25 protein-coding genes are annotated in these 25,597 nt (G+C 45.9%); 11 read left to right on the top strand and 14 right to left on the bottom strand.

Translation table 11 applies throughout. From position 1 onward, the window contains the following. The 3 genes from arsC to MHO32_RS18635 are packed head-to-tail and all read left to right on the top strand — an operon-like array spanning position 1 to position 1,385. A complete protein-coding gene (arsC, locus tag MHO32_RS18645) occupies positions 1–351 on the top strand; it encodes an arsenate reductase (glutaredoxin) (RefSeq protein ID WP_009698620.1) in 351 nt (116 codons plus the stop codon). Next, a complete protein-coding gene (gene wrbA, locus MHO32_RS18640) occupies positions 352–924 on the top strand; it encodes an NAD(P)H:quinone oxidoreductase (RefSeq protein WP_005445329.1) in 573 nt (190 codons plus the stop codon). It abuts the gene before it with no gap. A gap of 20 nt (positions 925–944) precedes the next feature. Then, positions 945–1,385 (top strand): DUF2069 domain-containing protein, encoded by a 441-nt coding sequence (locus MHO32_RS18635; RefSeq protein WP_009698621.1) that lies wholly within the window; start codon positions 945–947, stop codon positions 1,383–1,385. Positions 1,386–1,504: 119 nt separating this feature from the next. On the opposite strand, the gene MHO32_RS18630 is transcribed toward MHO32_RS18635, so the two are convergent. Then, positions 1,505–2,800, bottom strand: coding sequence for a DUF2066 domain-containing protein (locus MHO32_RS18630; RefSeq protein ID WP_009698622.1), 1,296 nt, complete (start codon positions 2,798–2,800; stop codon positions 1,505–1,507). A gap of 236 nt (positions 2,801–3,036) precedes the next feature. Here MHO32_RS18630 and MHO32_RS18625 point away from each other — a divergent pair, with 236 nt between their 5' ends. Beyond that, on the top strand, positions 3,037–4,290 hold the full coding sequence (locus tag MHO32_RS18625; protein WP_005433047.1) for a uracil-xanthine permease family protein: 1,254 nt from the start codon (positions 3,037–3,039) through the stop codon (positions 4,288–4,290). Between the two features lie 138 nt (positions 4,291–4,428). Here the strand turns inward: MHO32_RS18625 and upp are convergent, their stop codons facing one another. Beyond that, positions 4,429–5,055 (bottom strand): uracil phosphoribosyltransferase, encoded by a 627-nt coding sequence (upp, locus tag MHO32_RS18620; RefSeq protein WP_005445324.1) that lies wholly within the window; start codon positions 5,053–5,055, stop codon positions 4,429–4,431. A gap of 179 nt (positions 5,056–5,234) precedes the next feature. Between upp and purM the strand changes: the two genes are divergently transcribed. Both purM and purN read left to right on the top strand, forming a co-directional pair. Continuing rightward, the gene (gene purM, locus MHO32_RS18615; RefSeq protein WP_239213365.1) at positions 5,235–6,275 is read left to right on the top strand and encodes a phosphoribosylformylglycinamidine cyclo-ligase; all 1,041 of its coding nucleotides are present in this window, start codon (positions 5,235–5,237) and stop codon (positions 6,273–6,275) included. A gap of 408 nt (positions 6,276–6,683) precedes the next feature. Further along, on the top strand, positions 6,684–7,322 hold the full coding sequence (purN, locus tag MHO32_RS18610; RefSeq protein WP_239213363.1) for a phosphoribosylglycinamide formyltransferase: 639 nt from the start codon (positions 6,684–6,686) through the stop codon (positions 7,320–7,322). A 397-nt stretch (positions 7,323–7,719) separates the two neighbouring features. On the opposite strand, the gene MHO32_RS18605 is transcribed toward purN, so the two are convergent. Together MHO32_RS18605 and lpcA are read right to left on the bottom strand one after the other, a co-directional pair. After that, entirely contained in the window at positions 7,720–8,565 is an 846-nt protein-coding gene (locus tag MHO32_RS18605; RefSeq protein WP_005445320.1) for a class II glutamine amidotransferase, read from the bottom strand. 61 nt (positions 8,566–8,626) lie between these two features. Further along, positions 8,627–9,202: a D-sedoheptulose 7-phosphate isomerase gene (gene lpcA, locus MHO32_RS18600; protein ID WP_005436835.1), complete on the bottom strand. Its 576-nt coding sequence runs from the start codon at positions 9,200–9,202 to the stop codon at positions 8,627–8,629. A gap of 359 nt (positions 9,203–9,561) precedes the next feature. Here lpcA and fadE point away from each other — a divergent pair, with 359 nt between their 5' ends. Next, positions 9,562–12,006, top strand: coding sequence for an acyl-CoA dehydrogenase FadE (fadE, locus tag MHO32_RS18595; RefSeq protein ID WP_017189239.1), 2,445 nt, complete (start codon positions 9,562–9,564; stop codon positions 12,004–12,006). A gap of 1,174 nt (positions 12,007–13,180) precedes the next feature. Here the strand turns inward: fadE and MHO32_RS18590 are convergent. The 4 genes from MHO32_RS18590 to dnaQ form a co-directional block, all read right to left on the bottom strand. Beyond that, the gene (locus MHO32_RS18590; RefSeq protein WP_017189238.1) at positions 13,181–13,573 is read right to left on the bottom strand and encodes a DUF1353 domain-containing protein; all 393 of its coding nucleotides are present in this window, start codon (positions 13,571–13,573) and stop codon (positions 13,181–13,183) included. A gap of 41 nt (positions 13,574–13,614) precedes the next feature. After that, the gene (locus MHO32_RS18585; protein ID WP_239213361.1) at positions 13,615–14,121 is read right to left on the bottom strand and encodes a nucleotidyltransferase domain-containing protein; all 507 of its coding nucleotides are present in this window, start codon (positions 14,119–14,121) and stop codon (positions 13,615–13,617) included. 474 nt (positions 14,122–14,595) lie between these two features. Beyond that, positions 14,596–15,846, bottom strand: a complete 1,251-nt coding sequence (locus MHO32_RS18580) for a TIGR03503 family protein (protein WP_009698629.1) — start codon at positions 15,844–15,846, stop codon at positions 14,596–14,598. A gap of 11 nt (positions 15,847–15,857) precedes the next feature. Next, on the bottom strand, positions 15,858–16,577 hold the full coding sequence (gene dnaQ, locus MHO32_RS18575; RefSeq protein ID WP_038899081.1) for a DNA polymerase III subunit epsilon: 720 nt from the start codon (positions 16,575–16,577) through the stop codon (positions 15,858–15,860). Between the two features lie 58 nt (positions 16,578–16,635). Here dnaQ and rnhA point away from each other — a divergent pair, with 58 nt between their 5' ends. Next, a complete protein-coding gene (gene rnhA, locus MHO32_RS18570; protein ID WP_050933738.1) occupies positions 16,636–17,100 on the top strand; it encodes a ribonuclease HI in 465 nt (154 codons plus the stop codon). On the opposite strand, the gene MHO32_RS18565 is transcribed toward rnhA, so the two are convergent. Then, the gene (locus MHO32_RS18565; RefSeq protein WP_005446141.1) at positions 17,097–17,852 is read right to left on the bottom strand and encodes a class I SAM-dependent methyltransferase; all 756 of its coding nucleotides are present in this window, start codon (positions 17,850–17,852) and stop codon (positions 17,097–17,099) included. The two genes, rnhA and MHO32_RS18565, sit on opposite strands and share 4 nt — an antisense overlap. A 39-nt stretch (positions 17,853–17,891) precedes the next feature. Here MHO32_RS18565 and gloB point away from each other — a divergent pair, with 39 nt between their 5' ends. The 3 genes from gloB (at position 17,892) to MHO32_RS18550 (ending at position 21,172) form a co-directional block, all read left to right on the top strand. Then, positions 17,892–18,650 carry a hydroxyacylglutathione hydrolase gene (gene gloB, locus MHO32_RS18560; RefSeq protein ID WP_009703865.1) on the top strand — a complete coding sequence of 253 codons (759 nt, stop codon included), beginning with the start codon at positions 17,892–17,894 and terminating at the stop codon, positions 18,648–18,650. A 252-nt stretch (positions 18,651–18,902) separates the two neighbouring features. Continuing rightward, positions 18,903–20,489 carry a lytic transglycosylase gene (locus MHO32_RS18555; RefSeq protein WP_239213359.1) on the top strand — a complete coding sequence of 529 codons (1,587 nt, stop codon included), beginning with the start codon at positions 18,903–18,905 and terminating at the stop codon, positions 20,487–20,489. Then, positions 20,486–21,172 (top strand): YIP1 family protein, encoded by a 687-nt coding sequence (locus MHO32_RS18550; RefSeq protein WP_005446147.1) that lies wholly within the window; start codon positions 20,486–20,488, stop codon positions 21,170–21,172. The genes MHO32_RS18555 and MHO32_RS18550 overlap by 4 nt, the downstream gene beginning before the upstream one ends. Before the next feature lie 23 nt (positions 21,173–21,195). On the opposite strand, the gene MHO32_RS18545 is transcribed toward MHO32_RS18550, so the two are convergent. The 5 genes from MHO32_RS18545 to accA all read right to left on the bottom strand — a co-directional run bounded on the left by MHO32_RS18545 (position 21,196) and on the right by accA (position 25,590). Further along, positions 21,196–22,047 carry an endonuclease/exonuclease/phosphatase family protein gene (locus MHO32_RS18545; RefSeq protein WP_029789633.1) on the bottom strand — a complete coding sequence of 284 codons (852 nt, stop codon included), beginning with the start codon at positions 22,045–22,047 and terminating at the stop codon, positions 21,196–21,198. A gap of 230 nt (positions 22,048–22,277) precedes the next feature. Beyond that, positions 22,278–22,616 (bottom strand): nitrogen regulatory protein P-II, encoded by a 339-nt coding sequence (gene glnB / locus MHO32_RS18540; RefSeq protein WP_005436810.1) that lies wholly within the window; start codon positions 22,614–22,616, stop codon positions 22,278–22,280. A 219-nt stretch (positions 22,617–22,835) separates the two neighbouring features. Beyond that, positions 22,836–23,150, bottom strand: a complete 315-nt coding sequence (locus MHO32_RS18535) for a c-type cytochrome (RefSeq protein WP_050933321.1) — start codon at positions 23,148–23,150, stop codon at positions 22,836–22,838. 61 nt (positions 23,151–23,211) lie between these two features. After that, a complete protein-coding gene (gene tilS / locus MHO32_RS18530; RefSeq protein ID WP_239213357.1) occupies positions 23,212–24,543 on the bottom strand; it encodes a tRNA lysidine(34) synthetase TilS in 1,332 nt (443 codons plus the stop codon). A gap of 87 nt (positions 24,544–24,630) precedes the next feature. Further along, on the bottom strand, positions 24,631–25,590 hold the full coding sequence (gene accA, locus MHO32_RS18525; protein WP_005446156.1) for an acetyl-CoA carboxylase carboxyl transferase subunit alpha: 960 nt from the start codon (positions 25,588–25,590) through the stop codon (positions 24,631–24,633). Positions 25,591–25,597: the final 7 nt, after the last annotated feature.

Genomic DNA, 25,597 nt, shown 5'->3' with positions numbered 1-25,597 from the left:
ATGTCAGTCGTGATTTATCACAACCCTCGCTGCTCAAAGAGCCGTCAAACACTTGAACTGCTTGAGCAAAATGGCGTAACACCGGAAGTGGTTAAATACCTTGATACACCGCTTAATGTTGAACAACTGAAAGCGCTTTATGCTCAACTTGGTTTCTCTTCCGTACGCGAAATGATGCGTACCAAAGAAGACATCTACAAAGAGCTGGCACTGGGAGAAGCCTTTGTCAGTGATGAGCAACTGTTCGAAGCGATGGCACAAAACCCGAAACTGTTTGAACGCCCAGTAGTAGTTGCAAATGGGAAAGCAAAAATCGGTCGCCCACCAGAACAAGTTTTGGAAATTCTGTAAATGGATTGCCAGATCCTCATTTTGTATTTCAGCCGTCATGGCTCGACAAAACAACTGGCAAGACAAATAGCAAGAGGAGTCGAGTCGACTCCTCATTGCGAAGCGATTTTACGTACAGTTGAAGAATTGTCACCTCACTCACATACCCCTTCTGATCCAATTGCTACTCTAGATGAGTTGAAGCAGTGCGATGGTCTCGCGTTTGGCAGCCCAGTTTGGTTTGGCAACATGGCAGCGCCGCTCAAGCACTTTTGGGATCAAACCACACCTTTGTGGGTGAATGGCGACCTTATCGATAAGCCAGCTTGTGTGTTTACCTCATCGTCTTCCATGCATGGTGGTCAAGAAACCACGCTACAAAGCATGATGACCCCATTATTGCATCACGGCATGATGGTATTAGGAATCCCTTATTCAGAGCCAGAACTGCACACCACGCAATCAGGAGGCACACCCTATGGTGCAAGCAGTGTAGGACAAGAGCCAAGTCTCACGGCAGAAGAGATTCGTCTCGCACAACAATTAGGAAAACGACTGGCAACCACAGCGAAAAAGCTCAAAGGAAGTCAGTAAGCTCAAGGATAAGTAAATCGATGTCTGACATTATTGACCAACCACCTCTTAGCACACGCACTCAAACCTATCGCTACATGGCGCTGTTTGGCAATTTGGCGTTATTGGCTTGGGTTGCGATTTGGCAACTGGCGTTGTCCCCTCACCCACATCTAAGCAGCACTACATTGGCGATTGCTTGGTGTATACCTCTATTGTTGCCACTTCCTGGTATTTTAGCGGGCAAACCCTACACACACGCTTGGGCAAACTTCGTTCTGATGCTGTATTTCTTGCATGCGTTGACGATTTTGTATGTTGACGATGGTGAGCGTTGGTTGGCCGCAGTAGAGTTGCTCCTTACCTCACTCGGCTTTGCAGGTAACATTTTGTTTGCCCGAGCACGTGGTAAAGAGTTGGGTCTGAAGTTAAAACGCTTATCTCAAGTCGAAAAAGAAGAAAAAGCGAAGTTCAATAAATAGAAGCGAAACAATTACGGGGACATGGCGTTTCAAGCTGAACCAGCTTCATCACATCTCCAGCCATAGAACCACCAAAAAAAGAGTCGCACTAAGCGACTCTTTTTTGTTTTGAACAAACCTTAACTTAGGTTTTCAACCACATCCGTTTCCAATACTGGCGCGATTTCAGAATCTTGTTCTACTGGCTCGGCTTTCGTGCGAACTGGAGCATTCCATTTGTAGATCAGATCGTACTGCTTTGGCGCTGGTTGTAGTGCAACAGCAGGTGTGATTGATGCCGGCTCAGTTGCCACATTTGTTTCCGTTGCCGTATCGAGCTCAACGACTTGAGCGGTTTGATCTTCTGTTGTTTCCGCTGGCAATTGCGTTGGTTGAACAACTTCCTCAGGAAGCTGGGCTGGTGCTGACGGCTCTACATTCTCAAGCGGGTCTTCGGTAATCTCAAGTGAACGGATAGAAGACGCTTCTTGTTCAAACGCTTGTTGAGATGCCAACAAGTGAATCGTTAACGTCACTTGATTGCCTTGAATTCGTTTGATTTCAGTACCCGCAACTGAGTTTAGCTTCGTCAATGAGTTCTCAAGATTAAAGAAGTCCACCGCTGATGCGACATCTAATACCTTCACATCAATCGCTTCAGATGATTTGCTTGATACCACAACAGCACTCTTCTTCGCGTAGTAGTCTGCGATACCACCCATCATGGCAGAGATTGCATTTGCACCAGACGCTGAGCCACTGCGAGGTGACTGTTGCGATTGAGCAAGTTGCGCTGGTGATTGATCATATAGCGTCCAGCGAATTTTATCGCCTTGCACACGCACCACTAGCACAGCATCAACAGGGTAACGCTGACTCGCTTGGCTGATTGGGTCTACAAAGCCCCCCCACAAATCAGACACGTTAACACCCGTAACATCATCAAAGTCCCCCACAGGCATAGTGACTGGTAGGCCTCGAGATTCAGCCGCAGCGCGCAGTGCAGCAGCACTGGTTGAGTCTGAATGCTCCCAAGTGATCGTACGATCATAGCCCTGCTCTTCTACCATCCAAACTAAGATGTTGGCACGGTTTGGAGACCATAATGGTAATTGCGCTTGAGTCAGTAGCGAACGAATCTGACCACTATTAAACAGCATCTTTAAACTGCTTTGACCATCAAGCTGACCATAACCAAGCTGAGAAATGTAGCGAGAACTTGAACCCACTGCTTTCTTTATTACCGGGTTGCTAAGGGAAGATTGGCTACCTGTCGCACGCACAATCACATCTTGCATACCTTGTTGACGAGCGAGCTCTTCGCCGTCTTTTTGCTCACCGTCGATCGCCACTTCGGCACGATAGATATCTACCTGAGTTAATGCATAAACTGGCAGAGACAACCAACCTATCAATAAGAGAGCTAAATAGCGCATAGTTTTCATAATCCTCTGAACAAGAACCCGCATGATAAGCAACTATCAAACCGTGAGCAAGAAGAGTACTGAGTGAATTGTCTGTATTCTGACCAAGTTAAAACACGTAAGTGAAACTAAACATTCGTCGACCTTATAAATCCACACAAAAGTTTGATCTAGGCAACATTGCAATCGATTGCCAGATGATAAGATTCGCCGGATTTGTCTGCGTATCTTTGAAATAGGGAATTATTATGAAAAACGCGTTACAAGGCGCTCAGATGCTCTTTGTCGCTTTTGGTGCTCTCGTATTAGTACCACTTCTTACTGGTCTTGACCCAAACGTTGCTCTGTTTGGTGCTGGTGTCGGTACTCTTCTTTTCCAACTAATAACTAAACGTTCCGTTCCTATCTTCCTTGCCTCTTCTTTTGCGTTTATTGCTCCTATTATGTTCGGTATCCAAACTTGGGGTATCGGTGCGACTATGGGCGGCTTAATGGCGGCGGGTTTGGTTTATGTCGCGCTTGGTGCGATGATCAAAGTGCGTGGTGTCGGCTTCATCCATAAAATTTTACCACCAGTTGTGGTAGGTCCGGTGATTATGGTCATTGGTCTTGGTTTGGCACCAACAGCAGTAAACATGGCGGTAGGTAAAACCGGTGATGGTGCCATCCAACTCGTAAATGGTGATGCTGCAGTTATCATTTCAGCAGTGTCGTTGCTAACGACCATCGCACTGAGTGTATTCGCGAAAGGCTTCCTAAAACTGGTGCCTATCGTCGGCGGTATCTTAGCGGGTTACTCTGTTTCGCTTTTCTATGGTGTGGTTGATTTCACTCCAGTAGCTCAAGCTGCTTGGCTAGCCATGCCAAACTTCACGGCGCCAGAGTTTAACATCAACGCTATCTTATTCATGATCCCAGTTGCGATCGCACCAGCGGTAGAGCACGTAGGAGACATGCTGGCTATCTCAAACGTAACGGGTAAAAACTACCTGAAGAAACCTGGTCTTCACCGCACGATTGCGGGTGACGGGGTGGCAACAATTGCGGCTTCTATGGTTGGTGCTCCACCAAATACAACTTACAGCGAAGTAACGGGCGCAGTGATGCTGACTAAAGCCTTTAACCCTGTGATCATGACATGGGCGGCGATCACGGCAATCGTACTTGCCTTAGTGGGTAAGCTCGGAGCCATTCTACAAACGATCCCTGTTCCGGTCATGGGTGGCATCATGATCCTATTGTTCGGTTCTATTGCAACCGTCGGTCTAAACACGCTCATCAAAAACAATGTGGACCTGCACAAATCACGTAACCTAGTGATCGTCGCAGTAACACTGGTATTTGGTATCGGTGGCATGGCTTTCGGTATTGGCGAGTTTAGCCTACAAGGTGTGAGCCTGTGTGGTATCGTGGCTATCATTCTTAACCTTGTGCTACCACACGATCTTGGTGAAAACCACGTGGTGGATAATGCACAGATGGAAGAAGACAACGCGAAGTAATTTATCGTGCGGCTTAATTGATTTGAGTCGCGCGGTTATCACTTTCATATCTAGCTTCTAGCTTCCACATAGCAGAGACAGAAAAGGCTTGGTTTTCACCAAGCCTTTATTTATTCAATTCAGTAAAAGCAATAACGCTTATTTAGTACCGAAGATCTTGTCACCAGCGTCACCTAGACCAGGAACGATGTAACCTTTGTCGTTTAGCTTCTCATCGATTGCAGCAGTGTATAGCTCAACGTCTGGGTGAGCTTTTTCTAGCGCTTCGATACCTTCAGGAGCAGCAACAAGAACAAGTACTTTGATTGCCTGACAACCTTTCTCTTTTAGAAGGTCGATAGTCGCGATCATAGAACCACCTGTTGCAAGCATTGGGTCAACAACTAGAGCAATACGCTCATCGATGTTAGAAGCAAGCTTGTTAAAGTATGGTACTGGCTCTAGTGTTTCTTCATCGCGGTAGATACCAACAACACTGATACGCGCGCTTGGCATGTGCTCTAGAACACCATCCATCATGCCTAGACCTGCACGCAAGATTGGCACTACTGTTACTTTTTTACCCTTGATTTGGTCAACTTCTACAGGACCATTCCAACCTTCAATGGTTACTTTCTCTGTTTCAAAGTCTGCAGTCGCTTCGTAAGTAAGTAGGCTACCGACTTCTGTCGCTAACTCACGAAAACGCTTCGTGCTGATGTCACCTTCTCGCATTAGACCGATTTTATGTTTTACTAGAGGGTGTTTAACTTCAACAACTTTCATTTCCATCTCCGGCTTTATTGGCAATATTTAAACAAACCTTCAGATTATACATGATTTTTGCAGGGATATCAGGATAGATCACTAAAGAAAAAAACCGACGCAAACGTTTGCTATCTGTATTTAACCACTGGTAGAATAGCGCCGTTTTCATATCCAACTTAAAAACCGAGGACTTCCCTGTGAGTGGTAACAACTCTTCTCTTAGCTATAAAGACGCTGGTGTAGATATTGATGCAGGCAACGCGCTTGTAGATCGTATTAAAGGTGCGGTTAAGCGTACTCATCGCCCTGAAGTGATGGGTGGTATCGGCGGTTTTGGCGCATTGTGTGAACTACCAACTAAATACAAACAGCCTGTACTGGTTTCTGGTACTGACGGTGTAGGTACAAAACTTCGCCTAGCGCTGGATATGAACAAGCACGACACTATTGGCGTTGACCTAGTGGCAATGTGTGTAAACGATCTAATCGTTCAAGGTGCAGAGCCATTATTCTTCCTAGATTACTACGCGACAGGCAAACTGGATGTAGACACAGCGGCAGACGTAGTTTCTGGTATCGCTGATGGCTGTGTTCAAGCAGGCTGTGCACTTATCGGTGGTGAAACCGCTGAAATGCCAGGCATGTACGAAGGCGAAGACTACGACGTTGCAGGCTTCTGTGTTGGCGTAGTGGAAAAAGAAGATGTGATTGATGGTACTAAAGTAGCTGCTGGTGATGCACTTATCGCAGTTGGCTCTAGCGGTCCACATTCGAACGGTTACTCGCTTATCCGTAAGATTCTAGAAGTTTCTGGCGCAGATAAGAACGAAGAGCTAGCAGGTCGCACTATTGGCGAACACCTTCTAGAACCAACTAAGATTTACATCAAATCAGCACTTAAGATGATTGAGAAACACGATATCCACGCGATCTCTCACATCACTGGTGGTGGTTTCTGGGAAAACATCCCACGCGTACTGCCTGAAGGAACCAAAGCCGTTATCGATGGTAACAGCTGGGAATGGCCAATCATCTTCAAATGGTTACAAGAGAAAGGCAACGTCGAAACACACGAGATGTACCGTACGTTCAACTGTGGTGTTGGTCTAGTCGTTGCACTACCAAAAGACCAAGCGGACGCAGCAGTTGCACTTCTTAAAGAAGAAGGCGAAAACGCATGGGTGATTGGTGAAATTGCTCAATCAGAAGCCAATGAAGAGCAAGTCGAAATCCAATAACTTGCGAATCAAGCTCAAAAAATAAAAAGAATGGGGATGTTATCCCCAAATAACTTCTAAATGCTGGTTCAGCGAGAATGAATTGGTTTGTAGGCGCGACAACGATTTGAAGATCTAGTGGTTCTAAATCAAAAATCGTTAACAAAGTATACAAGCCAATACAGCTCGCCCTTCGGGAGCATGTCACCAATACGATTTCATCGTCAAACAACTTGGAAAAAGCTTACTATTCCACTGCGTTGTTTTCCTTGAACTAGAATTGGTGACAAAGCTCTGAATCCAGCCTAATGAAGTCATTTGGGGATATAGTCCTCATTCTGCTATCTGGAACATCGAAAACCATTCTAATAGTAGGTAATTTAGCAATTACGCACGTCAAACCTACAGTATCAAGGCAGTCTCAATATCATGAAAAACATAGTGGTCCTCATTTCAGGTAACGGCAGTAACCTGCAAGCTATCTTGGAAGCTTGCGAAGACAACATGCCAAATGCACAAGTCGCAGCCGTATTCTCCAACAAAGCTGACGCTTATGGTTTAGAACGTGCAAAGCAGTTTGATGTGAACGACCATTTTGTCGATCCAAAAGCATTTGATTCACGCGAAGACTTTGATGCTGAACTGATGCAGCAAATCGATGAGTACCAACCAGACGTCATTGTGCTCGCAGGCTACATGCGTATTTTGAGCAGCGCGTTTGTTTCCCACTATCTGGGCAAGATGATCAACATCCACCCTTCTCTTCTGCCAAAGTACCCGGGGTTACACACCCACCAGCGCGCGATTGATGCAGGCGACAAAGAACACGGCACCAGTGTTCACTTTGTGACAGAAGAATTAGACGGCGGACCTGTGGTGTTGCAAGCAAAAGTGCCAGTATTTGAAGACGACGATGCCGATACTCTAGCCGCTCGCGTTCAAACTCAAGAGCACAAGATCTACCCAATGGTGACTAAGTGGTTAGTAGAAGAGCGCTTAACCATGAAAGATGACAAAGCATTTCTTGATGGTTTCGAGCTTGGTGAACACGGCTACGCTGACGAGTAATTCTGAATACCAAATTCCAAACGCAAAAAGGCAGCCATCAGGCTGCCTTTTGTTATTTTAAATCTTATAAGCTTGACTCAATGAAGCCATTGTCAAACTAGAAACCAAAACTAACAACCTAAAAAGTCCCTGACACTACCTTAGCAATACAACACTCGGATAGTAGATTCTGAATCTGACTCGTTCCTCGTCGTTCAGAATGACGCTGCAGGCAAAGAAAAATCAATTTAACTTCAATCATTTACGTCATTCCAGCGAGCCTTAGCGAGACTAGGAATCTATTATCAATACGCTAGGAAGTAAAAATGCTCATCTGTACCCACCTTCGGTTTAAGACGCATAAAAATAAAGCTCGCGATTAAGCGAGCTTTATCTAGATGTTCATTGTCAAAAACCATCACTCCAACGGTTCAGTCGGCGCTTGGTTACCTGGCTTCGGTGCAGCAAATGGAACATCTTCCAGAGCTTTGGCATTGTTCAATACCAATTCCCCAACGTGAAACAAACCGTACTCGCCCGGCTTCATGCGATGCCATGTTTCATTGCCAGTAAGCGGCTGAGTTGCAATCACAGAAACCACATCATTTGGTGTCGTCTCTTCTTGGAAGTTGATTTCTACATCTTCATCCAACAGAGCGGCCTTGCCAAATGGAGCTCGACGGGTAATCCAATACAAATGGTTGGTACAGTAAGTCATCACAAACTCACCGTCGCTGAGCAGCATATTGAACACGCCTTTCTCTTTTAGCTTGTCGCAACATTCAGCGACATAGATAAAGACCGCTTCCATATCCTGAGGAGGCTCAGGATACTTATCTTCCATCTGCTTTAATAGCCAGCAAAATGCCATTTCACTGTCAGTTTGCCCTACCGGACGGTGACGCCCTGTGTACAAATCTTGGTAATCGGTCAGCTGACCATTGTGTGCAAAAGTCCAGTAACGCCCCCAAAGCTCACGCGTAAACGGATGGGTGTTTTCCAGATTCACACCACCTCGGTTAGCTTGGCGAATATGACTCACTACTGCGCGACTTTTTATCGGGTAGTTTTGCACTAATTCAGCAATCTTTGAGTCACAACTTGGGTTTGGATCTTTGAAAGTGCGGAATCCCTTTCCTTCATAAAAAGTGATTCCCCAACCATCACGATGCGGACCAGTACGACCACCGCGCTGCATCAATCCAGTAAAACTGAAACAAATATCGGTTGGAACATTTGCGCTCATGCCGAGCAATTCACACATGGTTTAACGAACTCCTTACCTTAAAACACAACTAAGCCATCATTCAGCTTAGTTGTAAATCTTATTCCATCTCTTTTTCGATCAATTGAATAATGATGTGAATGATCTTGATGTGTACTTCTTGGATACGGTCTGCATAACCGAAATGCGGTACGCGGATCTCGATGTCTGCAAGACCGGCCATCTTACCGCCATCTTTACCCGTTAGCGCAATCGTCTTCATGCCTTTTGCTTGGGCTGCTTCAATCGCTTTTAAGATGTTACCTGAGTTACCAGAAGTCGATAGACCGAACAGAACATCACCTTTGCGACCCACTGCTTCTACGTAACGTGAGAAGACAAAGTCATAGCCAAAGTCGTTACTTACGCAAGAAAGGTGGCTTGGATCTGAAATAGCGATGCCAGCATAACCTGGACGGTTTTCACGGTAGCGACCTGTTAGCTCTTCTGCAAAGTGCATTGAGTCACAGTGCGAACCACCATTACCACACGACAGCACTTTACCGTCTTGCTTGAAAGAATCAGCAATCATTTTCGCTGCTGCTTCGATTTGCGCGATGTTGTGATCATCACTTAAAAACTTGTTCAGAACTTCAGCAGCTTCGTTTAATTCACTTCTAATCAGATCTTGGTACATAAGACGTTCTCTTTATTATTTCGGCCAAAACAGTGAGGTTGAGCCTCTCGCTTAGCAAATTGTGCTGATGAGGCAATTGCCTTGCACATTTCATTACTCTGAGTTTACCCACAAACGAGAATTAGTGTCGATAGCGAACCACAAGATTTGGATTCTTCACGGTAATAAACTTGCTAACTTGCTTATGAAATCATCACCCAACTCTCAACTTTAGAATTTTAACTCTACTTAGATCACTTTTTGCTCAATGTTGTGTTTTACATTTCTTTAATATTTTGATTACACTTACGAGAACTGGTTAGACCTCTTACCAAAATACAGACGTACAACATAATTAAAGTCTGAGAAGGAAAAAACATATGGACATCTTGCTCTCAATCGTAGCGATGACAGTTGTGTTAGGCATTACGCTTTACCACAGAATGTCACTCGTGAAATCCGTCAGCCTGCTAACAGCTGCCATGCTAGCACTGACTATCGCAGGCTCAGTTGGTTTTATTGGCTGGGTACTTTACGTTCTTGCCGTTGCAGTGTTCGCGGTTTCTAGCATTCGCCAATCCCTCATTAGTCGAAAAGCACTTGCTCTGTTTAAGAAAGTCCTACCTGCTATGTCTCAAACCGAAAAAGAAGCATTAGACGCCGGTACAGTGTGGTGGGAAGCAGAACTATTTAAGGGCAAACCTGAATGGCAAAAACTTCATGCCATCAAAGCTCCTAAATTAAGTAAAGAAGAGCAAGACTTCTTAGACGGTCCTGTAAACGAAGTGTGCGCCATGGTTAGTGACTTTCAGGTAACGCACGAACTTGCAGATTTACCACCAGAAGTGTGGCAATACCTTAAGGACAATAAGTTTTTCGCCATGATCATCAAGAAGAAATACGGCGGTCTTGAGTTCTCTGCATACGCTCAATCTTTGGTATTACAAAAACTAACCGGTGTTTCTGGCGTTTTGTCATCTACAGTTGGTGTTCCAAACTCGTTAGGTCCTGGTGAACTACTGCAACACTACGGCACTGAAGAGCAGAAAAACCACTACTTACCCCGTCTTGCTGAAGGTAAAGAAATCCCATGTTTCGCATTAACTAGCCCAGAAGCAGGTTCCGATGCAGGCTCAATCCCAGATTACGGCATTGTATGTAAAGGCGAATGGGAAGGCGAAGAAGTGCTTGGTATGCGCTTAACATGGAACAAGCGCTACATCACTCTTGCTCCTGTCGCAACGGTACTTGGTCTTGCTTTTAAACTGCGTGATCCTGATGGCTTGCTAGGCGACCAAAAAGAGTTGGGCATCACCTGTGCGCTTATTCCAACGGACCTAAAAGGCGTTGAGATCGGCAATCGTCACTTCCCGCTTAATGTACCATTCCAAAACGGTCCAACCCGCGGTAAAGACATTTTCGTTCCGATGGATTTCATTATTGGTGGCGAGAAAATGGCAGGTCAAGGCTGGCGTATGCTGGTTGAATGTCTGTCAGTTGGTCGAGGTATAACACTGCCTTCTAACTCAACAGGTGGCATCAAAACTGCCGCGATGGCGACAGGCGCTTACTCGCGCATTCGTCGTCAGTTCAAACAACCTATCGGTCATATGGAAGGCGTAGAAGAACCATTAGCACGCCTAGGTGGTAATGCTTACGTTATGGATGCGGCAAGCAACTTAACTGTAGCTGGTATTGACCTTGGTGAAAAACCTTCGGTTATCTCGGCTATCGTGAAATATCACTGTACTCACCGTGGGCAGCAAAGCATCATCGACGCGATGGACATCGTAGGTGGTAAAGGTATCTGTATGGGTCCTTCTAACTTCCTAGCGCGTGGTTACCAAGGTGCGCCAATCGCGGTAACGGTAGAAGGTGCAAACATCTTAACTCGTTCAATGATCATCTTTGGTCAAGGTGCGATTCGTTGTCACCCGTATGTTCTTGAAGAGATGAACGCGGCTTACTCTGACGCAGGCGATGCGGTTGAGAAATTCGACAAAGCGCTAGCGGGTCATGTCAGCTTCACGATGAGTAATCTCGTTCGCAGTATCTGGTTTGGTCTAAGTGATGGTCTGGGTTCCTCATCACCAACTAAAGATGCAACTAAGCGTTACTACCAACAATTGAACCGTTACAGTGCAAACCTTGCTCTGCTATCGGATATCTCAATGGCGGTGCTAGGTGGCTCATTGAAACGTAAAGAGCGTCTGTCTGCACGTCTTGGCGACATTCTAAGTCAGCTGTACCTTGGCTCTGCAACCCTAAAACGCTTTGAGCAAGATGGTCGTCCGGTTGAAGACCTACCACTAGTACACTGGGGCTTACAAGACAGCTTGAAGCAGACTGAAGCAGCGATTGATGAGTTCCTAGCGAACTTCCCTAATAAAGTGATCGGTCGCGCACTGCGTGTATTGATCATGCCATTTGGTCGTGTACGTAAAGCGCCAAGTGATAAGCTAGACAGCAAAGTAGCTCGTATTCTACAAACACCAAGTGCAACACGCTCACGCATTGGTCGTGGTCAGTACCTAGAACCAACTGAGCACAATGCAGCAGGTAAAATTGAGCTAGCACTGTCTGTGATTCTTCAAGCTGAGCCTGTGTTCGACAAGGTATGTAAAGCGCAAGGCAAGCGTCGCCCATTCCTACGTTTGGATATGATCGCTCAAGAAGGTTTAGAGCAAGGTGTAATCACTCAAGAAGAAGCGGATCTGTTGAGAGAAGCAGAGCAGCATCGTCTAGACACCATCAACGTAGACGACTTTGAGCCAGAGCTATTAGCCGCAAAGCCGCTTTACCCTCAGATGGAGCACGTCGCTTAAGCAGGTAATCACTTAAACGAAAAATAGAAAAGCAAAACGGGAGCTAAGGCTCCCGTTTTTTATTGAATCTCTGCTTCGCACAACACGGCGCTCGCAAAGTCCTAGAACGCTGGTAGCAGATTCTTAGTCTCGCTGAAGCTCGCTAGAATGACGGTTTACTTTGAGTTATCAAGTGACTACACGCACAGTGTACCTAGATTTCCGTCATTCTGAACAGCGAGGGACGAACATGATTCAGAATCTACTTACCACGTGTTCCTTAGATAATGACGCCCCAAAGCCCTAGAGCGCTGATAGCAGATTCTTAGTCTCGCTGAAACTCGCGAGAATGACGGTTTACTTTGAGTTGCCAGGTTACTATACGCACAGTGTTCCTAGGTTTTCGTCATTCTGAACAGTGAGGGACGAACATGATTCAGAATCTACTTTCCACGTGTTCCTTAGATAATGATGCCCCAAGATCCTAGAACGCTGATAGCAGATTCTTAGTCTCGCTGGAGCTCGCTAGAATGACGGCTTACTTTGAGTTATCAAGTGACTACACGCACAGTGTACCTAGGTTTTCGTCATTCTGAACAGTGAGGAACGAACGTGATTCAGAATCTACTTTCCACGTGTTCCTTAGATAATGACGTCCCAAAGTCCTAGAGTGCTGATAGCAGATTCTTGGTCTCGCTGAAGCTCGCGAGAATGACGGTTTACTTTGAGTTACCAGTTATCAAGTGACTACACGCACAGTGTTCCTAGGTTTTCGTCATTCTGAACAGTGAGGAACGAACATGATTCAGAATCTACTTTCAACGTGTTCCTTAGATAATGACGTCCCAAAGTCCTAGAGTGCTGATAGCAGATTCTTGGTCTCGCTGAAGCTCGCTAGAATGACGGCTTACTTTGAGTTATCAAGTGACTATACGCACAGTGTTCCTAGGTTTTCGTCATTCTGAACCGTGAGGAACGAACGTGATTCAGAATCTACTTTCCACGTGTTCCTTAGATAAGGACGTCCCAAAGTCCTAGAGTGCTGATAGCAGATTCTTAATCTCGCTGGAGCTCGCTAGAATGACGGTTTACTTTGAGTTATCAAGTGACTACACGCACAGTGTTCCTAGGTTTTCGTCATTCTGAACAGTGAGGAACGAACGTGATTCAGAATCTACTTACCAAGAGAGCCTAGCTAGACAGATAAAAGATCCGGTTTGGAAAAACATCCACCAAACACTCTGACTCCGTAATAGATGTAGGAAGCCCTAAAGTTCGACATGCCGTGTTCGAGACATATTTGACGTAGAAGCCTATCCGCTTGCTCTCGACTGCTTTGCGGCAATACTTCCTCCCTCATGAGCTGGTACAACGCGTCATGCACCAAAGACGCCTTGAGGATGTTTTGAGTATCAATCGCAGGACCACTCGCTCCATCCCATGAGTAACCTTTCTTAATCGTCAGCACCCCTTGCTCGGATAGGCTGAGAAACGGGCTGTCAAAAGGCTGCGCGAGGGCGATACCGGTTTCAATCTGTTCTTCGGAATGAAGGTTATATTTGTACGTCCGACGTTTTTTGTACTTCATAAACACCTCCTAGCCACCAAGCGGCTTGTAAGACACTATACCTAGAGCTTGTCTGCGAGTTTCTTGAGGTAGTTTTTTGCCAACTCATTGTTGTCGCGACTCAGCCATTTTATACAGTCAAACAGCTCCCAAATCAGACCTTGGTCTCCACTTGTATAAACGGGAAAATCTTCGTGCTTTGGGGCTGGCTCATCGGTTACTAACTCATCGATGATATCAGCTTTATCGAATAGAACTTTGAAGGGTCTTGAAAGTTGGAAAGGTTCATTAAGATCCAAGCAATGAATCTCTGCACTGGTCAGATCGTTAAAGATGTATTTTTTAAAGCAAGCATTCTCATTGTGATCGCCTTCAAGACGATAGAAGATCTCTTTGTCTTCCTCAAACAGAGCAAAGCAAGGTGTGACATTTTTATGGAAGTTATTTTTGGTAAACACGATAACATCCGCATCCGATACACGATCCCCTTTTCCTGAAGACAATGAGCCAAGCAATACTGCGGCTACCACCTCTTCTTCGTGCACAAAGGCGTTGCATGCAGATTCCACTAGCGCTCTTTGCAAAGGTAAATGATCTAGATTTAATAATTTGATTGTCACAGCTAAAGTCCTCAATTTAAACGCAGCACACAATGTAAATATCAGTTTTTAAACCAAAGTACACCCAAGTGACTTCAAGATACAGGATTCAGAGCGTTGTCATTGATTCGAGAGTAAGGAAAATAACGCAGTATAATAGCCAGCTCTTTCCAAGTTGTTTGGTGCAGCCATTGGTTTAATAAAAAAGCGAGTTCATGACACACTCTCAAAGGGCACTCTTTACAAATAGTAAGGGCCTTGGCTTGTATACTTTGTTGCCGATTCTTGATTTAGAATCAAGATCTTTAAATCGCCGCAGCGTCTACACATCAACTCATTCTCGCTGAACCGAGTATCTGAGGTTACTTGGGTATAAAACTCTAGTAAGACGATTTAACAAAAACGGAGCCAATCGGCTCCGTTCTATAATCTCATTTCTTTGCCCTACTTCTTAGGGACTTCCAACTGCATCTCTGGCATAGCTTGACGTTTAGCTTTTACCTTGCTCCATATGATCCAGAATAGCACCACTAGAATCAGTGCGATGACGTTTCCGATACCTATGATGATCATGCTGCGCTTACGTTCCGCCTCGCGCTCAGCAATGATGCGTTTTTCCATTTCAATACGACGCTGCTCAGCGAGTTCCGCCTCTTTCGCGACACGAGCCGCTTCAAGATCCACCTCTTCAACAACACTAAATGACTGTTCTTTGATTGGGAAGACTAATGAACGCTTAGTCGCTAAGTCAGTTGCAAACACCTCACCGTGCCATGAGTATTTACCTAGCTCTGGATCATTGTCCATTTTGAGCGTGGTTTTCGTGCCATCAGCCGACACTTGACCTTGGCTATAACTGATAAAACCATCGGGCGCTTCCTGCTCAATGTTCACCGCAATAGAGCCCGGAGTGATCATGCCTTGTTCACCACTGACCACCAGCTGATGCGGTTGGTCTGCATGACGTGATTGAATAAAGGTGCGCGTAATTGGCGATGGATAGACCAGCACGATTTGTTCTTGCGCTCTCAGGAAAACCCCGTTACCTGATGTAATGCGTGCGCGGTACTTACCCGGCTCAACATCAATTGGTAGCTGAACCGTAAATACACCATCACCTGCTTTTTCATCCAAACCACGACCATCATCGGCAAACTCACCGATCACCATAGGTACTGGTCGCGCTTCTTTGATCAGTTCGTCTTCATTCTCAACAAATTTGGTGAAGGTGACGCGCAGATTGACGCGGTCTAGAAAATCTCTCAATACCAACGGTTGATCGTCTGAGGTTAAACGCGCGGTGAACTTAAGCGCCTCACTGTGGTAAAGGCGATTAGGGAACACATCGGTACTCAGCTTGAGATGTGAAATCAGACGGATGTTGTTTTTAGGAGTGACCTTACCCACAGCCTGCCAAGGACCTGGCATTGGATTATCAATCGATATGATGTCCAGAGAAGGCTCTTGGTACCAACGCACATTGTCGTAGGTACCCCATGCATAATATTTTTTGCCATCAGGACGGACAAGAACAACGGGCTGAGAGCTCTGTTCGCGATAAACCAGAAAGGTAATTTGTTCGATGGTTGGGTCGACACGAAATCGGTTATCTAACAAAGACATGGCGGACTCGCTCGCAGAAAACGCGAAACAACTCCAGAACGCTAAAATAGCGACTGACAAAGCCCTCAACATAGTCTCTCCTATTACTGCCAAATACTGTCGTTCACCAGTTCCAATCTTTTCTGGTGTGCTTCTACTTCATCGGCAGTTGCACGCAAAACCTTTAGCGCTTTTCTTCCTTCAACACGACGAATACCTTCTGCACCGCCGTCACTCTTGTTAGCGTTGAATTCTAGGCTTGTTTGTCCACCAGTCATCAGTAGGTAAACGTCAGCTAGAATCTCCGCATCGAGCAATGCCCCGTGGAGCGTACGGTGTGAGTTATCAATGCCGTAACGTTCACACAAAACGTCGAGGTTGTTTCGTTTGCCTGGGAAGATTTTCTTCGCCATGGCAAGGGTATCAGTCACCTTACAGAAGTCATCCGTTTTACCGATCGTCGGATCGAGCATTTCAAACTCGTAATCCATAAAGCCGGTATCGAAGGGCGCGTTGTGGGCAACCAACTCGGCACCTTTGATGAAATCTAAAAACTCTTGGTGGACATTTGCATAGTCCGGCTTGTCGACAAGAAACTCATCGGTGATACCGTGTACTTCAATTGCATCTGGCTGAATGTCACGGTCCGGTTTTAGGTAAACGTGGAAGTGACGACCAGTTAGCTTACGGTTGATGATTTCCACGGCACCGATCTCGATAATGCGGTGCCCCATGTAGTGCGGGCCGCCTTCGAGGTTCATACCCGTGGTTTCGGTATCGAGTACGACAATACGATTATGTTCAGAATTGCTGCTGGTATTCATAAGGTTATGTGTGTCAGACTATGCTTTATTAAATGTTTCGGCTAATAGTACCAAAAATATGACCAAACACGTTGAGATTTTCACTGATGGATCTTGTTTAGGCAATCCTGGTCCAGGTGGTTACGGCATTGTTCTGCGTTACAAGCAAACAGAAAAGACGCTAGCAAAAGGCTACACATTGACGACCAACAACCGTATGGAAATGTTGGCAGCAGTAGTGGCACTTCAAACGTTAAAAGAGCCATGCCAAGTAACGTTAACAACGGATAGCCAGTACGTGCGCCAAGGCATTACGCAATGGATACACAACTGGAAAAAACGTGGCTGGAAGACCGCAGATAAAAAGCCGGTAAAGAACGCCGATCTATGGCAAGCACTCGATAAAGAAACCTCTCGCCACCAAGTAGATTGGCACTGGGTGAAAGGTCATGCGGGTCATCGTGAAAACGAAATCTGTGATGAGCTAGCACGCGCAGCCGCAGAAAACCCAACCGAAGAAGATACAGGGTACCAAGCGTCTTAGTTTTTACCGCTTGAGACCTTTTTCACTGCACTGCCCTCTCTGTTCATCACGCCCAATGGTGTTAACTTTCTCTTCAAGCGCCAATGCGGCTTGATCGGTTTGAGAGGGTACGTTCGTTTACGAGCAACGATATAGTACAAACTTCCTGCCGGTGATGCCCAATCGCCTAAGCTATTTTCTAGCCACGTCCACATAGTTTTGTAACGCGTCATAGGAAACAGCGCGTAACGGTCACAATGAATCACTTGATAGTTCAATACACCTAACCAGTCTTTGATACGGTTGGCGGTGAACATACGTCCGCTCCATGGTAAGTTGTTTCTGCGCCAAGGCAACAAACTTGCTACACCAGTGAGACTGATCGGATTAAACCCCGTAATAATAAGATAACCATCATCCATCATGACGCGGTCAACTTCACGTAGCAACCGATGGGGATCACTTGCATAGTCAAGCTGATGAGCCAGCACAACAACATCAAAGCTTTTCTCTAAAAAGGGTAATTCGTAACCATCTGCGATGACATTATGCAACGGGTTCTGGATATCTACGTTGACTTGGTGTTGAATGTTACAACTACAGCTGGTTAGCTCACAGCTCAAGCCACCCAATTTCAACATGTGGTAACCGAACAGCTTCGGACACCACTCATCAAGGCGGGTTTGGATTGACTCAAGTACCCATGGACCATTGTTCATTTCTGACCAAGTCGACGGGTGCTGTAAAGTTTTGTTGCTGAGTGCTGGTTTCATTAACCACCTGACTATTAAAAGGGTGACGGAGAACGAATCGTGTTAGAGATCAAAAGCATACCCGCATTTAATGATAATTACATCTGGCTGATACAAAATAGCGACAAGCGTTGTGCGGTGGTCGATCCGGGCGATGCTAAGCCAGTGTTAGAATATTTGCAGGCTAACGAGTTAACTTTAGAAGCGATCTTAATTACGCACCACCACAACGATCACATTGGTGGCGTTCCAGATTTAGTTCATGCTTTTCCACATGTTTCTGTGGTAGGCCCAAAAGCGGAGCCTATTCCAACTTTAACCAATGCGATGGAAGAAGGCGACAAACTAGAGTTGTTTGGCGAAATCTTTATGGTACTTGGCTTACCAGGTCACACTTTGGGTCACATTGGCTATGTCGGCGACGGTAAGCTTTTCTGCGGCGATGTGTTGTTCTCAGCTGGTTGCGGTCGCATTTTTGAAGGCACACCAGAGCAGATGTTCGAATCCCTAAGTAAGCTTTCCAAGCTTCCTGAAGAAACCGAAGTATTCTCCGCTCATGAATACACCGCAAGTAATGTAGCATTTGCCCTTGCCGTTGAGCCGGATAATGAACACTTGCGCCAGTACCGCGACGACGTAAATCGCCTACGTGGGCTGAACATTCCAACTCTCCCGACAACGCTGCGTAAAGAGAAACTCATTAACCCATTCCTTCGTGCGACCAACGCGGAAGTTATTCAATCCGTCGCAAACCGTATTGAAAATAGCGATCCATGCTCGGTTTTTACAGCTCTACGTGAGTGGAAGAACGAATTTTAACCAATTTCTGCTTGTAAACTTGCTCGACGCAAGTATTATCGTGAGCTGATTTTCATAGAAGCGCCTCTGGCGCTTCTATTGCGTTTAGGGGCTGATATAAAGCAGTTTGTATTTCACCCAAACGCATACAGTAGCGGCTATGTGCCCTACTTTTAGTTAGTGTTACAAGATGTCTATTATCTTGCGACTGCCACGCACCTTAGCTGCGCGACAGGCAGGAGAAGATAAACAGGCCCTAAATAGGCTGAATCCATGCGTTTAAAGTACAGTTGGGCGTTGGCGTTATTACTTTCTGGCTGTCAATTGACTCAGTCAGATTCAACAAACACTCCAGCACCAGAAACCAATAAGTCCGAGCAAGCAGTAAAACAAGATGCGGCTCAAACGGACTCCGAGAAAAAGCAATCAATAGCAAAGAAATCTGCTAAAGAGACCCCAAAAGCCCTTTCTCCTCAGGAACAAAAAGATGTATGGCGACGTATCGGCATGCAACTTGAGATGGACATCCCAGACAACAAGAAAATTGCTTACTACCGCACATGGTATTTGAAGCACCCTAGCCACCTGCGCACCGTTTCAGAACGTGCACAGCCGTTTTTGTACATGATTACAAAACGCATCGAAGAACGTGGACTGCCAATGGAGTTGGCGCTTCTGCCTGTGGTAGAGAGCTCGTTTGATGCGTTTGCATACTCGCACGGCAGCGCAGCAGGGCTTTGGCAGTTCGTGCCTGGTACGGGCAAAATGATGGGACTAGAGCAAAACTACTGGTACGACGGTCGTCGCGACGTGTACGCGTCAACTAATGCTGCACTCGATTACCTAGAGCAACAAAGCAAGCGCTTTGATGGTAACTGGGATCATGCTATCGCGGCGTACAACAGTGGTGGTGGTCGTGTATCAAGTGCCATTCGTAAGAACAAAAAGCTTGGTAAGCCAACAGACTTCTTCTCTTTGGATCTTCCAAAGGAGACAAGCAGTTACGTTCCTAAGCTCCTTGCTCTTGCCGACATCGTCGCTAACCAAGATAAGTACGGCATCGAGATCCCACCGATCCCAAACAAACCAGTACTGACACTTGTTGATCCGAAAGAGCAACTCGATCTTGCGATTGCTGCTGATTACGCAGGCATTGGCGTAAAAGAGCTACAAGGTTACAACCCTGCTTACAACCAATGGTCTACCGCCCCAGAAGGACCACATCAACTTCTTATTCCTATTGAGAAAAAGGATCAGTTCCTTGCCCAAGTGAAAAAGAACCGTGGTAAAGGGGTTAAAGTAGCACGCTACAAAGTGAAGTCTGGTGACTCACTCAGCGTGCTCGCTCAAAAGTACGGCACGACAACGAAAGTTATCCAACGTGCTAATGGTTTATCAAACAACAATATCCGCGTTGGTCAGTACCTGATGATCCCAACGTCAACAAAAGACGATTCTAAGTACGCTTTAAGTGCTGAAAATCGCCTCAACAAAATGCAATCTCAAGCTCGTGGTCAATACAAATTGACGCACACCGTCCAATCTGGCGAGAGCTTGTGGTCTATCGCGCGTGAGAACAGGGTCTCTCATAAATCCCTAGCGAAATGGAACGGTATGGGACCAAAAGACACACTGCGCGTCGGTCAAAAACTGGTGATTTGGAAGAACTCAGACAAAGGTGCGGTAATTCGCACTGTGTTCTACAACGTACGCTCAGGCGACACCATCAGTGGTATTGCAAGCAAGTTTAAGGTGAAGAGTAACGACATCGTGAAATGGAATTCTCTTCAAAAGCAGAAGTACCTGAAACCAGGTCAGAAGCTTAAGTTGTATGTTGACGTAACTAAGGTAAGTGTATGAACCCATCGAGTAACCCGCTTGTAATGTTGTTGGATATTTTCCGATCTCCAACATCGTGCTTCTTGGCGCTGTATCAGCGTGGAGGCTGGGGGTGGCAACCGTTCATCTTCTTGATGATCAGCCCATTCCTGTTTTGGGGTGCCTATTTCTCGAATGTGGATTTCACTTGGTTGAGTGAACAATTAACCGCTCAGTTCCAACAGATCGATCCTAAGCAGATTGAACTGTTGGAGCCGAACACGCTGATGGCAAGTGCCATTATCAATGACGTGTTTAACCGTTTTGCAACGCTACTTCTACTGTCGCTTTGGTTCCTTCTAGCGACAAAAGCGAGCAAACAACAATACGGTTACTGGAAATGGTTTGCCGCTTCAAGCGCAATCCTATTCCCTGCTGTACTGGGTGACATTGCCAGCTACGCGAGCCTACTTTTGAAACACGGTGAAGTGATGACTTACGCTGCAGACCTAAACAGTCTTAACGGTCTGTTGAAACTGCCGTTAACCAACGAATGGTCACATTTTGCAAGCTCACTACCGCTATTGCTGCCTTGGTACATTGTATTAGGTTATGGCGTGGTTCTAACTTGGACTGAGTTTGAACGCGGACAGGCTCTTGTTATTTCGAGCCTGCCTTGGATTGCATTCTACGTGATTTGGGCACTGTACATCGTTATTACTTAAGTCCTCAAGCGAACTTAACGCTGTCAGCGCTCATCGTTGAGCATAAATGACACCAACAGTGGATTATGATCGGAAGCGTCGCTCTGCGGCGCTTTCGCATTTTTGAGGGTCAGACCACGATAAAAGACATGGTCAAGTGGCAATCCCGTAATGAATTGAGTTCGATCATCTTGGTTAAACTTAGCCTCTTGAAGATGCGCTTTTTGTAACGCCTTTTTCATCGCAGCGACACGTTCTTCACTCCAGCTATTAAAATCCCCAGCAAACAGAATTGGACCTTGGTGCTCCTTCAATACCATCTCTAACGCAGACAACTGCGATGTGTATTCTTCTGTGCCCACGGTAAAGTTAATTGCATGAATGTTCACGACTGCCAAAGTTTGACCATTGCTCAGTTGATATTTGCTGTACAGCGCAGATTTCGGCAAACGCAGCCACGGCTCTTTCGATGTATACGCACAAGCTCGGATTGGCGCTTGCTGAGCAATGCTAATCACACCAGCACCGCTGCCCAATGCTTTGAACGCACTGACTTGATTACTCACCCAATGCCCTTCTACCAACCAATTCTTAAACTCATCCGTTAAGCTCGCTTCTTGTAGAAGCAACAGTTGTTTATTGGCAGAAAACGCATCCAATGCTTGTTGCCAGTTATCACGGTTCTGTTTATAGATATTCCACACCAAGACATTTAATTCACCGTCCTTATCGAGCGCTTGCGGTTTATCAAACTCCATACAACGGATGTTTTGAGTAATATTCGCCCCTGTTTGAGTAATAATTTGCGGCTGTTCTGGCACGGTGAAAATGACCTGAAAGCTCACAAACCCAGCGATAATGAGAAAAACTAACGCAAAAGCAAAACGCTGATACATAAACCTACCTAAACACAAAAATGTCACATATATACCCGAGTGGCTTCAAGATGCAGAATTCAGAACGTTGCCGCTTCTACAAACCAAGTCACTTTCGCTGAACTACGCATCTCGAAGTTACTTGGGTATAAAATGCGAATAATAAAAAAGGAGCCATGCGCGGCTCCCTTTTAGCTTACTCAAATTTTCACCACATAATGAAGTGAAATCTTAATTCTATCTCGACGGAGTTAGATTGCGTCTTCGTCTTCTTCACCTGTACGGATACGTACTACGCGTTCTACGTCGGTCACGAAAATCTTACCATCACCAATCTTGCCCGTTTGCGCTGTTTCGATGATAGTTTCTACGCACTTGTCTGCAACGTCTTCAGTCACAACGATTTCTAGCTTCACTTTAGGCAGAAAATCCACCATGTACTCTGCACCACGGTACAACTCAGTGTGCCCTTTTTGGCGACCAAAGCCTTTCACTTCAGAGACGGTCATCCCTGTAATGCCTACTTCAGCCAATGCTTCTCGAACATCATCCAATTTGAATGGCTTGATAATCGCTTCAATCTTTTTCATGTTCATCCCTTAAGCTTCAATCGTTTGCGCATATTATCGGTTAGCGTCCCACAACATTCAATCCTTGTTATTACCAAGCGACTGAAAATCCTGACACTGATGGAGTTTATTTGACGAAGAACGCAACAAAATACAAGGTGACTGAGACCATACGTTGTGTTCGTCAATAGCAAAAAGCCAGAGCAAAAACTCTGGCTTAACGTAACTTATTGTTCGTACCTATTTTAAGCTAGCATAGTATGCCGCCAAGTTCGCAATATCCTCGTCAGAGAGCAAGTTCGCTTGTGCTTGCATCACAGGCGCAAGACCGCCGGTACGTTGACCCGCTTTATACGCTTTGATCGAGCTTTCAATGTATTGCTCGTTCTGCCCTTTCAGATTTGGATAGCCCGGAATCACCGCGATACCATCCGCGCCATGACAAGCGGCACACACAGCAGCTTTCGCTTGTCCTGCCGCTGCATCTCCAGCAGCCAGTGCTTGCCCACTCAACATGGTTAGCGCAACCATTGCGCCCATGATTGCTTTCTTCATTGCTTCACCTAATCGTTTTTATTTAAGTATCTGTTTTTTATATTCGATATTGTGGCATGAATTACAACGACTTGCGCCAGATAAGTTCACAGTCTTGACCACTGAAAGCCTGATCAACAAACAAATCTCCAACGGCGACTACCTGATTTTGGTACATCAAAATCGGAATTTGACGACGTAGCCAACTTGGCACATTGTACTCTTGAAACAACTTTTTCAGCTTACGACTGTGATTCCGCGTGGTTGGGTGCGCAGAAAGCCCCTCTGGATTAAACGTCACTCTGAGCAGATCTGGCTGGGACGGTAACGCTATTGTCGCGTTATCTGAGCTTGTGCTTAGCGTCAACTCTCCTAAATGTTCAGGCAGTACCAACCGTGTGTCGAGCTGAATTTCGCTGTGCCATGTTGTGACATCGACACTTTCTTTCACCCAGTAAAGACGATGTTGAAAGCGGCGCACTTCGCCTTGTTTGAGCTTGAGCTTTGGGTTGGCATCTTGTTGCGCCAAAGCGACTTCATTCCAAATCAGATTGAGTTGCACCTGCGTCGGCATGTTGACTGCAAGTTTTGCTAGCCACATTCGGATAAGCCTTGCCCGCGCGAGTTCACTGTGTTCATTGAGTGCTTCAATACTCACGCTGAGATCAGTTTGCAAAACACGCTCAAATGCCGCTCCTAGCAGTTCATCCAACAAGGCTTCTTGTTGCGCGCATAAACTCGCACTGCGCTGAACGGCTTGATGGACACTCGGCCAACGTTCAGATAACTCAGGCACAATTCGATGACGGAGGAAGTTACGGTCGTAACGAATATCTTGGTTACTTTCGTCTTCTACCCAGTCCAGTTTTTGCTCTCTGGCTGCCACTTCGATTTGCTCTCGCTTAACGGTCAGCAACGGACGAACTAATATGCCACCAGCAAACGGCATGCTTTCAGCCATTGCTGATAACCCCTTTGGTCCACTGCCTCGTTTAAGTGCTAACAAGAAGGTTTCCACTTGGTCATCGGCATGTTGCCCTGTCAGCAATAAGTCACCCATTTGGATATGCTTTTCTAAGGCTTGGTAACGAGCTTCACGTGCCAACAACTCGATACTTTCACCGCTGTTGATGTCTAACTCAACCCGTTCAACAGTGCATGGAATGTTCACATATTTTGCCCATAGCAAGCATTTGTCTGCCCAATCATCGGCATTCGAACTTAAACCATGATGAACGTATACCGCCTGACACCTGAGTAACTTAGATTCAGTTGAGTTCACTTGCTGATAACGACTGAGCAGCTCAAGTAGCAGACGCGAATCAACCCCGCCGCTAAACGCCAAGACAATCTTTGTATCTGGTTGAAAATAGCGGTCGAGAACTTGAGCAAAATGCGAGTAAAGCGATTCCATAAGCCATCCGATAGAAACAAAAAAGGGTTAGGCATATGCCCAACCCTTTCTATTTTATCTGTTATCTTGCGAGATATCAGCTAGCGCTTAGCAGTAACCGTAGTTCATTAGACGTTGGTAACGACGCTCTAGTAGCGTTTCGTGGTCTAGTTGCTCAAGGTCTTCTAGCTGACGAAGCAAGTTAGCTTTCATGTTTGCAGCCATTTGAACGTGGTCACGGTGCGCGCCACCTAGCGGCTCTTCAATGATTTCGTCAATAAGCTCAAGCTCTTTTAGGCGCGGAGCTGTTAGACCCATTGCTTCTGCTGCTTGAGGCGCTTTGTCTGAATCACGCCATAGAATTGAAGCACAACCTTCCGGAGAGATTACTGAATACGTTGAGTACTGAAGCATGTTTACGTAGTCACCAACACCAATAGCGAGTGCACCACCAGAACCGCCTTCACCAACAACGTTACAGATTACTGGTACTTTAAGACCAGACATCACTTTAAGGTTCTTCGCGATAGCTTCTGATTGACCACGCTCTTCAGCACCAACACCTGGGTATGCACCTGCTGTGTCGATGAAAGTGATGATTGGCATGTTGAAACGCTCAGCCATTTCCATCAAACGCAGTGCTTTACGGTAACCTTCAGGCTTTGGCATACCAAAGTTACGTTTTACTTTTTCTTTAGTTTCACGACCTTTTTGGTGACCAATGATCATCACAGGACGACCTTCAAGACGTGCAATACCACCAACGATCGCTTTGTCGTCTGCGAACGCGCGGTCACCCGCAAGCTCATCAAACTCTTCGAATACGTGCTGAATATAGTCTAGCGTGTATGGACGTAAAGGGTGACGAGCCAGTTGAGCTGTTTCCCATGCACCTAGGTCGCTGAAGGTTTTCTTCTTAAGCTCTAGGCTCTTCTTCTCAAGCTGTTCGATTTCTTTATCAAGGTCAATTGCAGAATCACCACCGTGACGAGATACGTCACGTAGCGCTTCAATTTTCGCTTCTAGTTCTGCAATTGGCTTTTCAAATTCAAGAAAGTTTAGGCTCATCTATGAA

This window comes from Vibrio sp. MMH1-50, from assembly GCF_022347645.1.
Lineage (GTDB): Bacteria > Pseudomonadota > Gammaproteobacteria > Enterobacterales > Vibrionaceae > Vibrio > Vibrio harveyi.
Note: the sequence above shows the minus strand (reverse complement) of the source record. Positions and strands in the feature narration are given on the sequence as shown.

Bases quoted from the DNA above. Each gene is read 5' to 3' on its own strand.
- arsC (WP_009698620.1), top strand. From the start codon at position 1: ATGTCAGTCGTGATTTATCACAACCCTCGCTGCTCAAAGAGCCGTCAA.
- wrbA (WP_005445329.1), top strand. From the start codon at position 352: ATGGATTGCCAGATCCTCATTTTGTATTTCAGCCGTCATGGCTCGACA.
- MHO32_RS18635 (WP_009698621.1), top strand. From the start codon at position 945: ATGTCTGACATTATTGACCAACCACCTCTTAGCACACGCACTCAAACC.
- MHO32_RS18630 (WP_009698622.1), bottom strand. From the start codon at position 2,800: ATGCGCTATTTAGCTCTCTTATTGATAGGTTGGTTGTCTCTGCCAGTT.
- MHO32_RS18625 (WP_005433047.1), top strand. From the start codon at position 3,037: ATGAAAAACGCGTTACAAGGCGCTCAGATGCTCTTTGTCGCTTTTGGT.
- upp (WP_005445324.1), bottom strand. From the start codon at position 5,055: ATGAAAGTTGTTGAAGTTAAACACCCTCTAGTAAAACATAAAATCGGT.
- purN (WP_239213363.1), top strand. From the start codon at position 6,684: ATGAAAAACATAGTGGTCCTCATTTCAGGTAACGGCAGTAACCTGCAA.
- MHO32_RS18605 (WP_005445320.1), bottom strand. From the start codon at position 8,565: ATGTGTGAATTGCTCGGCATGAGCGCAAATGTTCCAACCGATATTTGT.
- lpcA (WP_005436835.1), bottom strand. From the start codon at position 9,202: ATGTACCAAGATCTGATTAGAAGTGAATTAAACGAAGCTGCTGAAGTT.
- fadE (WP_017189239.1), top strand. From the start codon at position 9,562: ATGGACATCTTGCTCTCAATCGTAGCGATGACAGTTGTGTTAGGCATT.
- MHO32_RS18590 (WP_017189238.1), bottom strand. From the start codon at position 13,573: ATGAAGTACAAAAAACGTCGGACGTACAAATATAACCTTCATTCCGAA.
- MHO32_RS18580 (WP_009698629.1), bottom strand. From the start codon at position 15,846: ATGTTGAGGGCTTTGTCAGTCGCTATTTTAGCGTTCTGGAGTTGTTTC.
- dnaQ (WP_038899081.1), bottom strand. From the start codon at position 16,577: ATGAATACCAGCAGCAATTCTGAACATAATCGTATTGTCGTACTCGAT.
- rnhA (WP_050933738.1), top strand. From the start codon at position 16,636: ATGACCAAACACGTTGAGATTTTCACTGATGGATCTTGTTTAGGCAAT.
- MHO32_RS18565 (WP_005446141.1), bottom strand. From the start codon at position 17,852: ATGAAACCAGCACTCAGCAACAAAACTTTACAGCACCCGTCGACTTGG.
- MHO32_RS18555 (WP_239213359.1), top strand. From the start codon at position 18,903: ATGCGTTTAAAGTACAGTTGGGCGTTGGCGTTATTACTTTCTGGCTGT.
- MHO32_RS18550 (WP_005446147.1), top strand. From the start codon at position 20,486: ATGAACCCATCGAGTAACCCGCTTGTAATGTTGTTGGATATTTTCCGA.
- MHO32_RS18545 (WP_029789633.1), bottom strand. From the start codon at position 22,047: ATGTATCAGCGTTTTGCTTTTGCGTTAGTTTTTCTCATTATCGCTGGG.
- glnB (WP_005436810.1), bottom strand. From the start codon at position 22,616: ATGAAAAAGATTGAAGCGATTATCAAGCCATTCAAATTGGATGATGTT.
- MHO32_RS18535 (WP_050933321.1), bottom strand. From the start codon at position 23,150: ATGAAGAAAGCAATCATGGGCGCAATGGTTGCGCTAACCATGTTGAGT.
- tilS (WP_239213357.1), bottom strand. From the start codon at position 24,543: ATGGAATCGCTTTACTCGCATTTTGCTCAAGTTCTCGACCGCTATTTT.
- accA (WP_005446156.1), bottom strand. From the start codon at position 25,590: ATGAGCCTAAACTTTCTTGAATTTGAAAAGCCAATTGCAGAACTAGAA.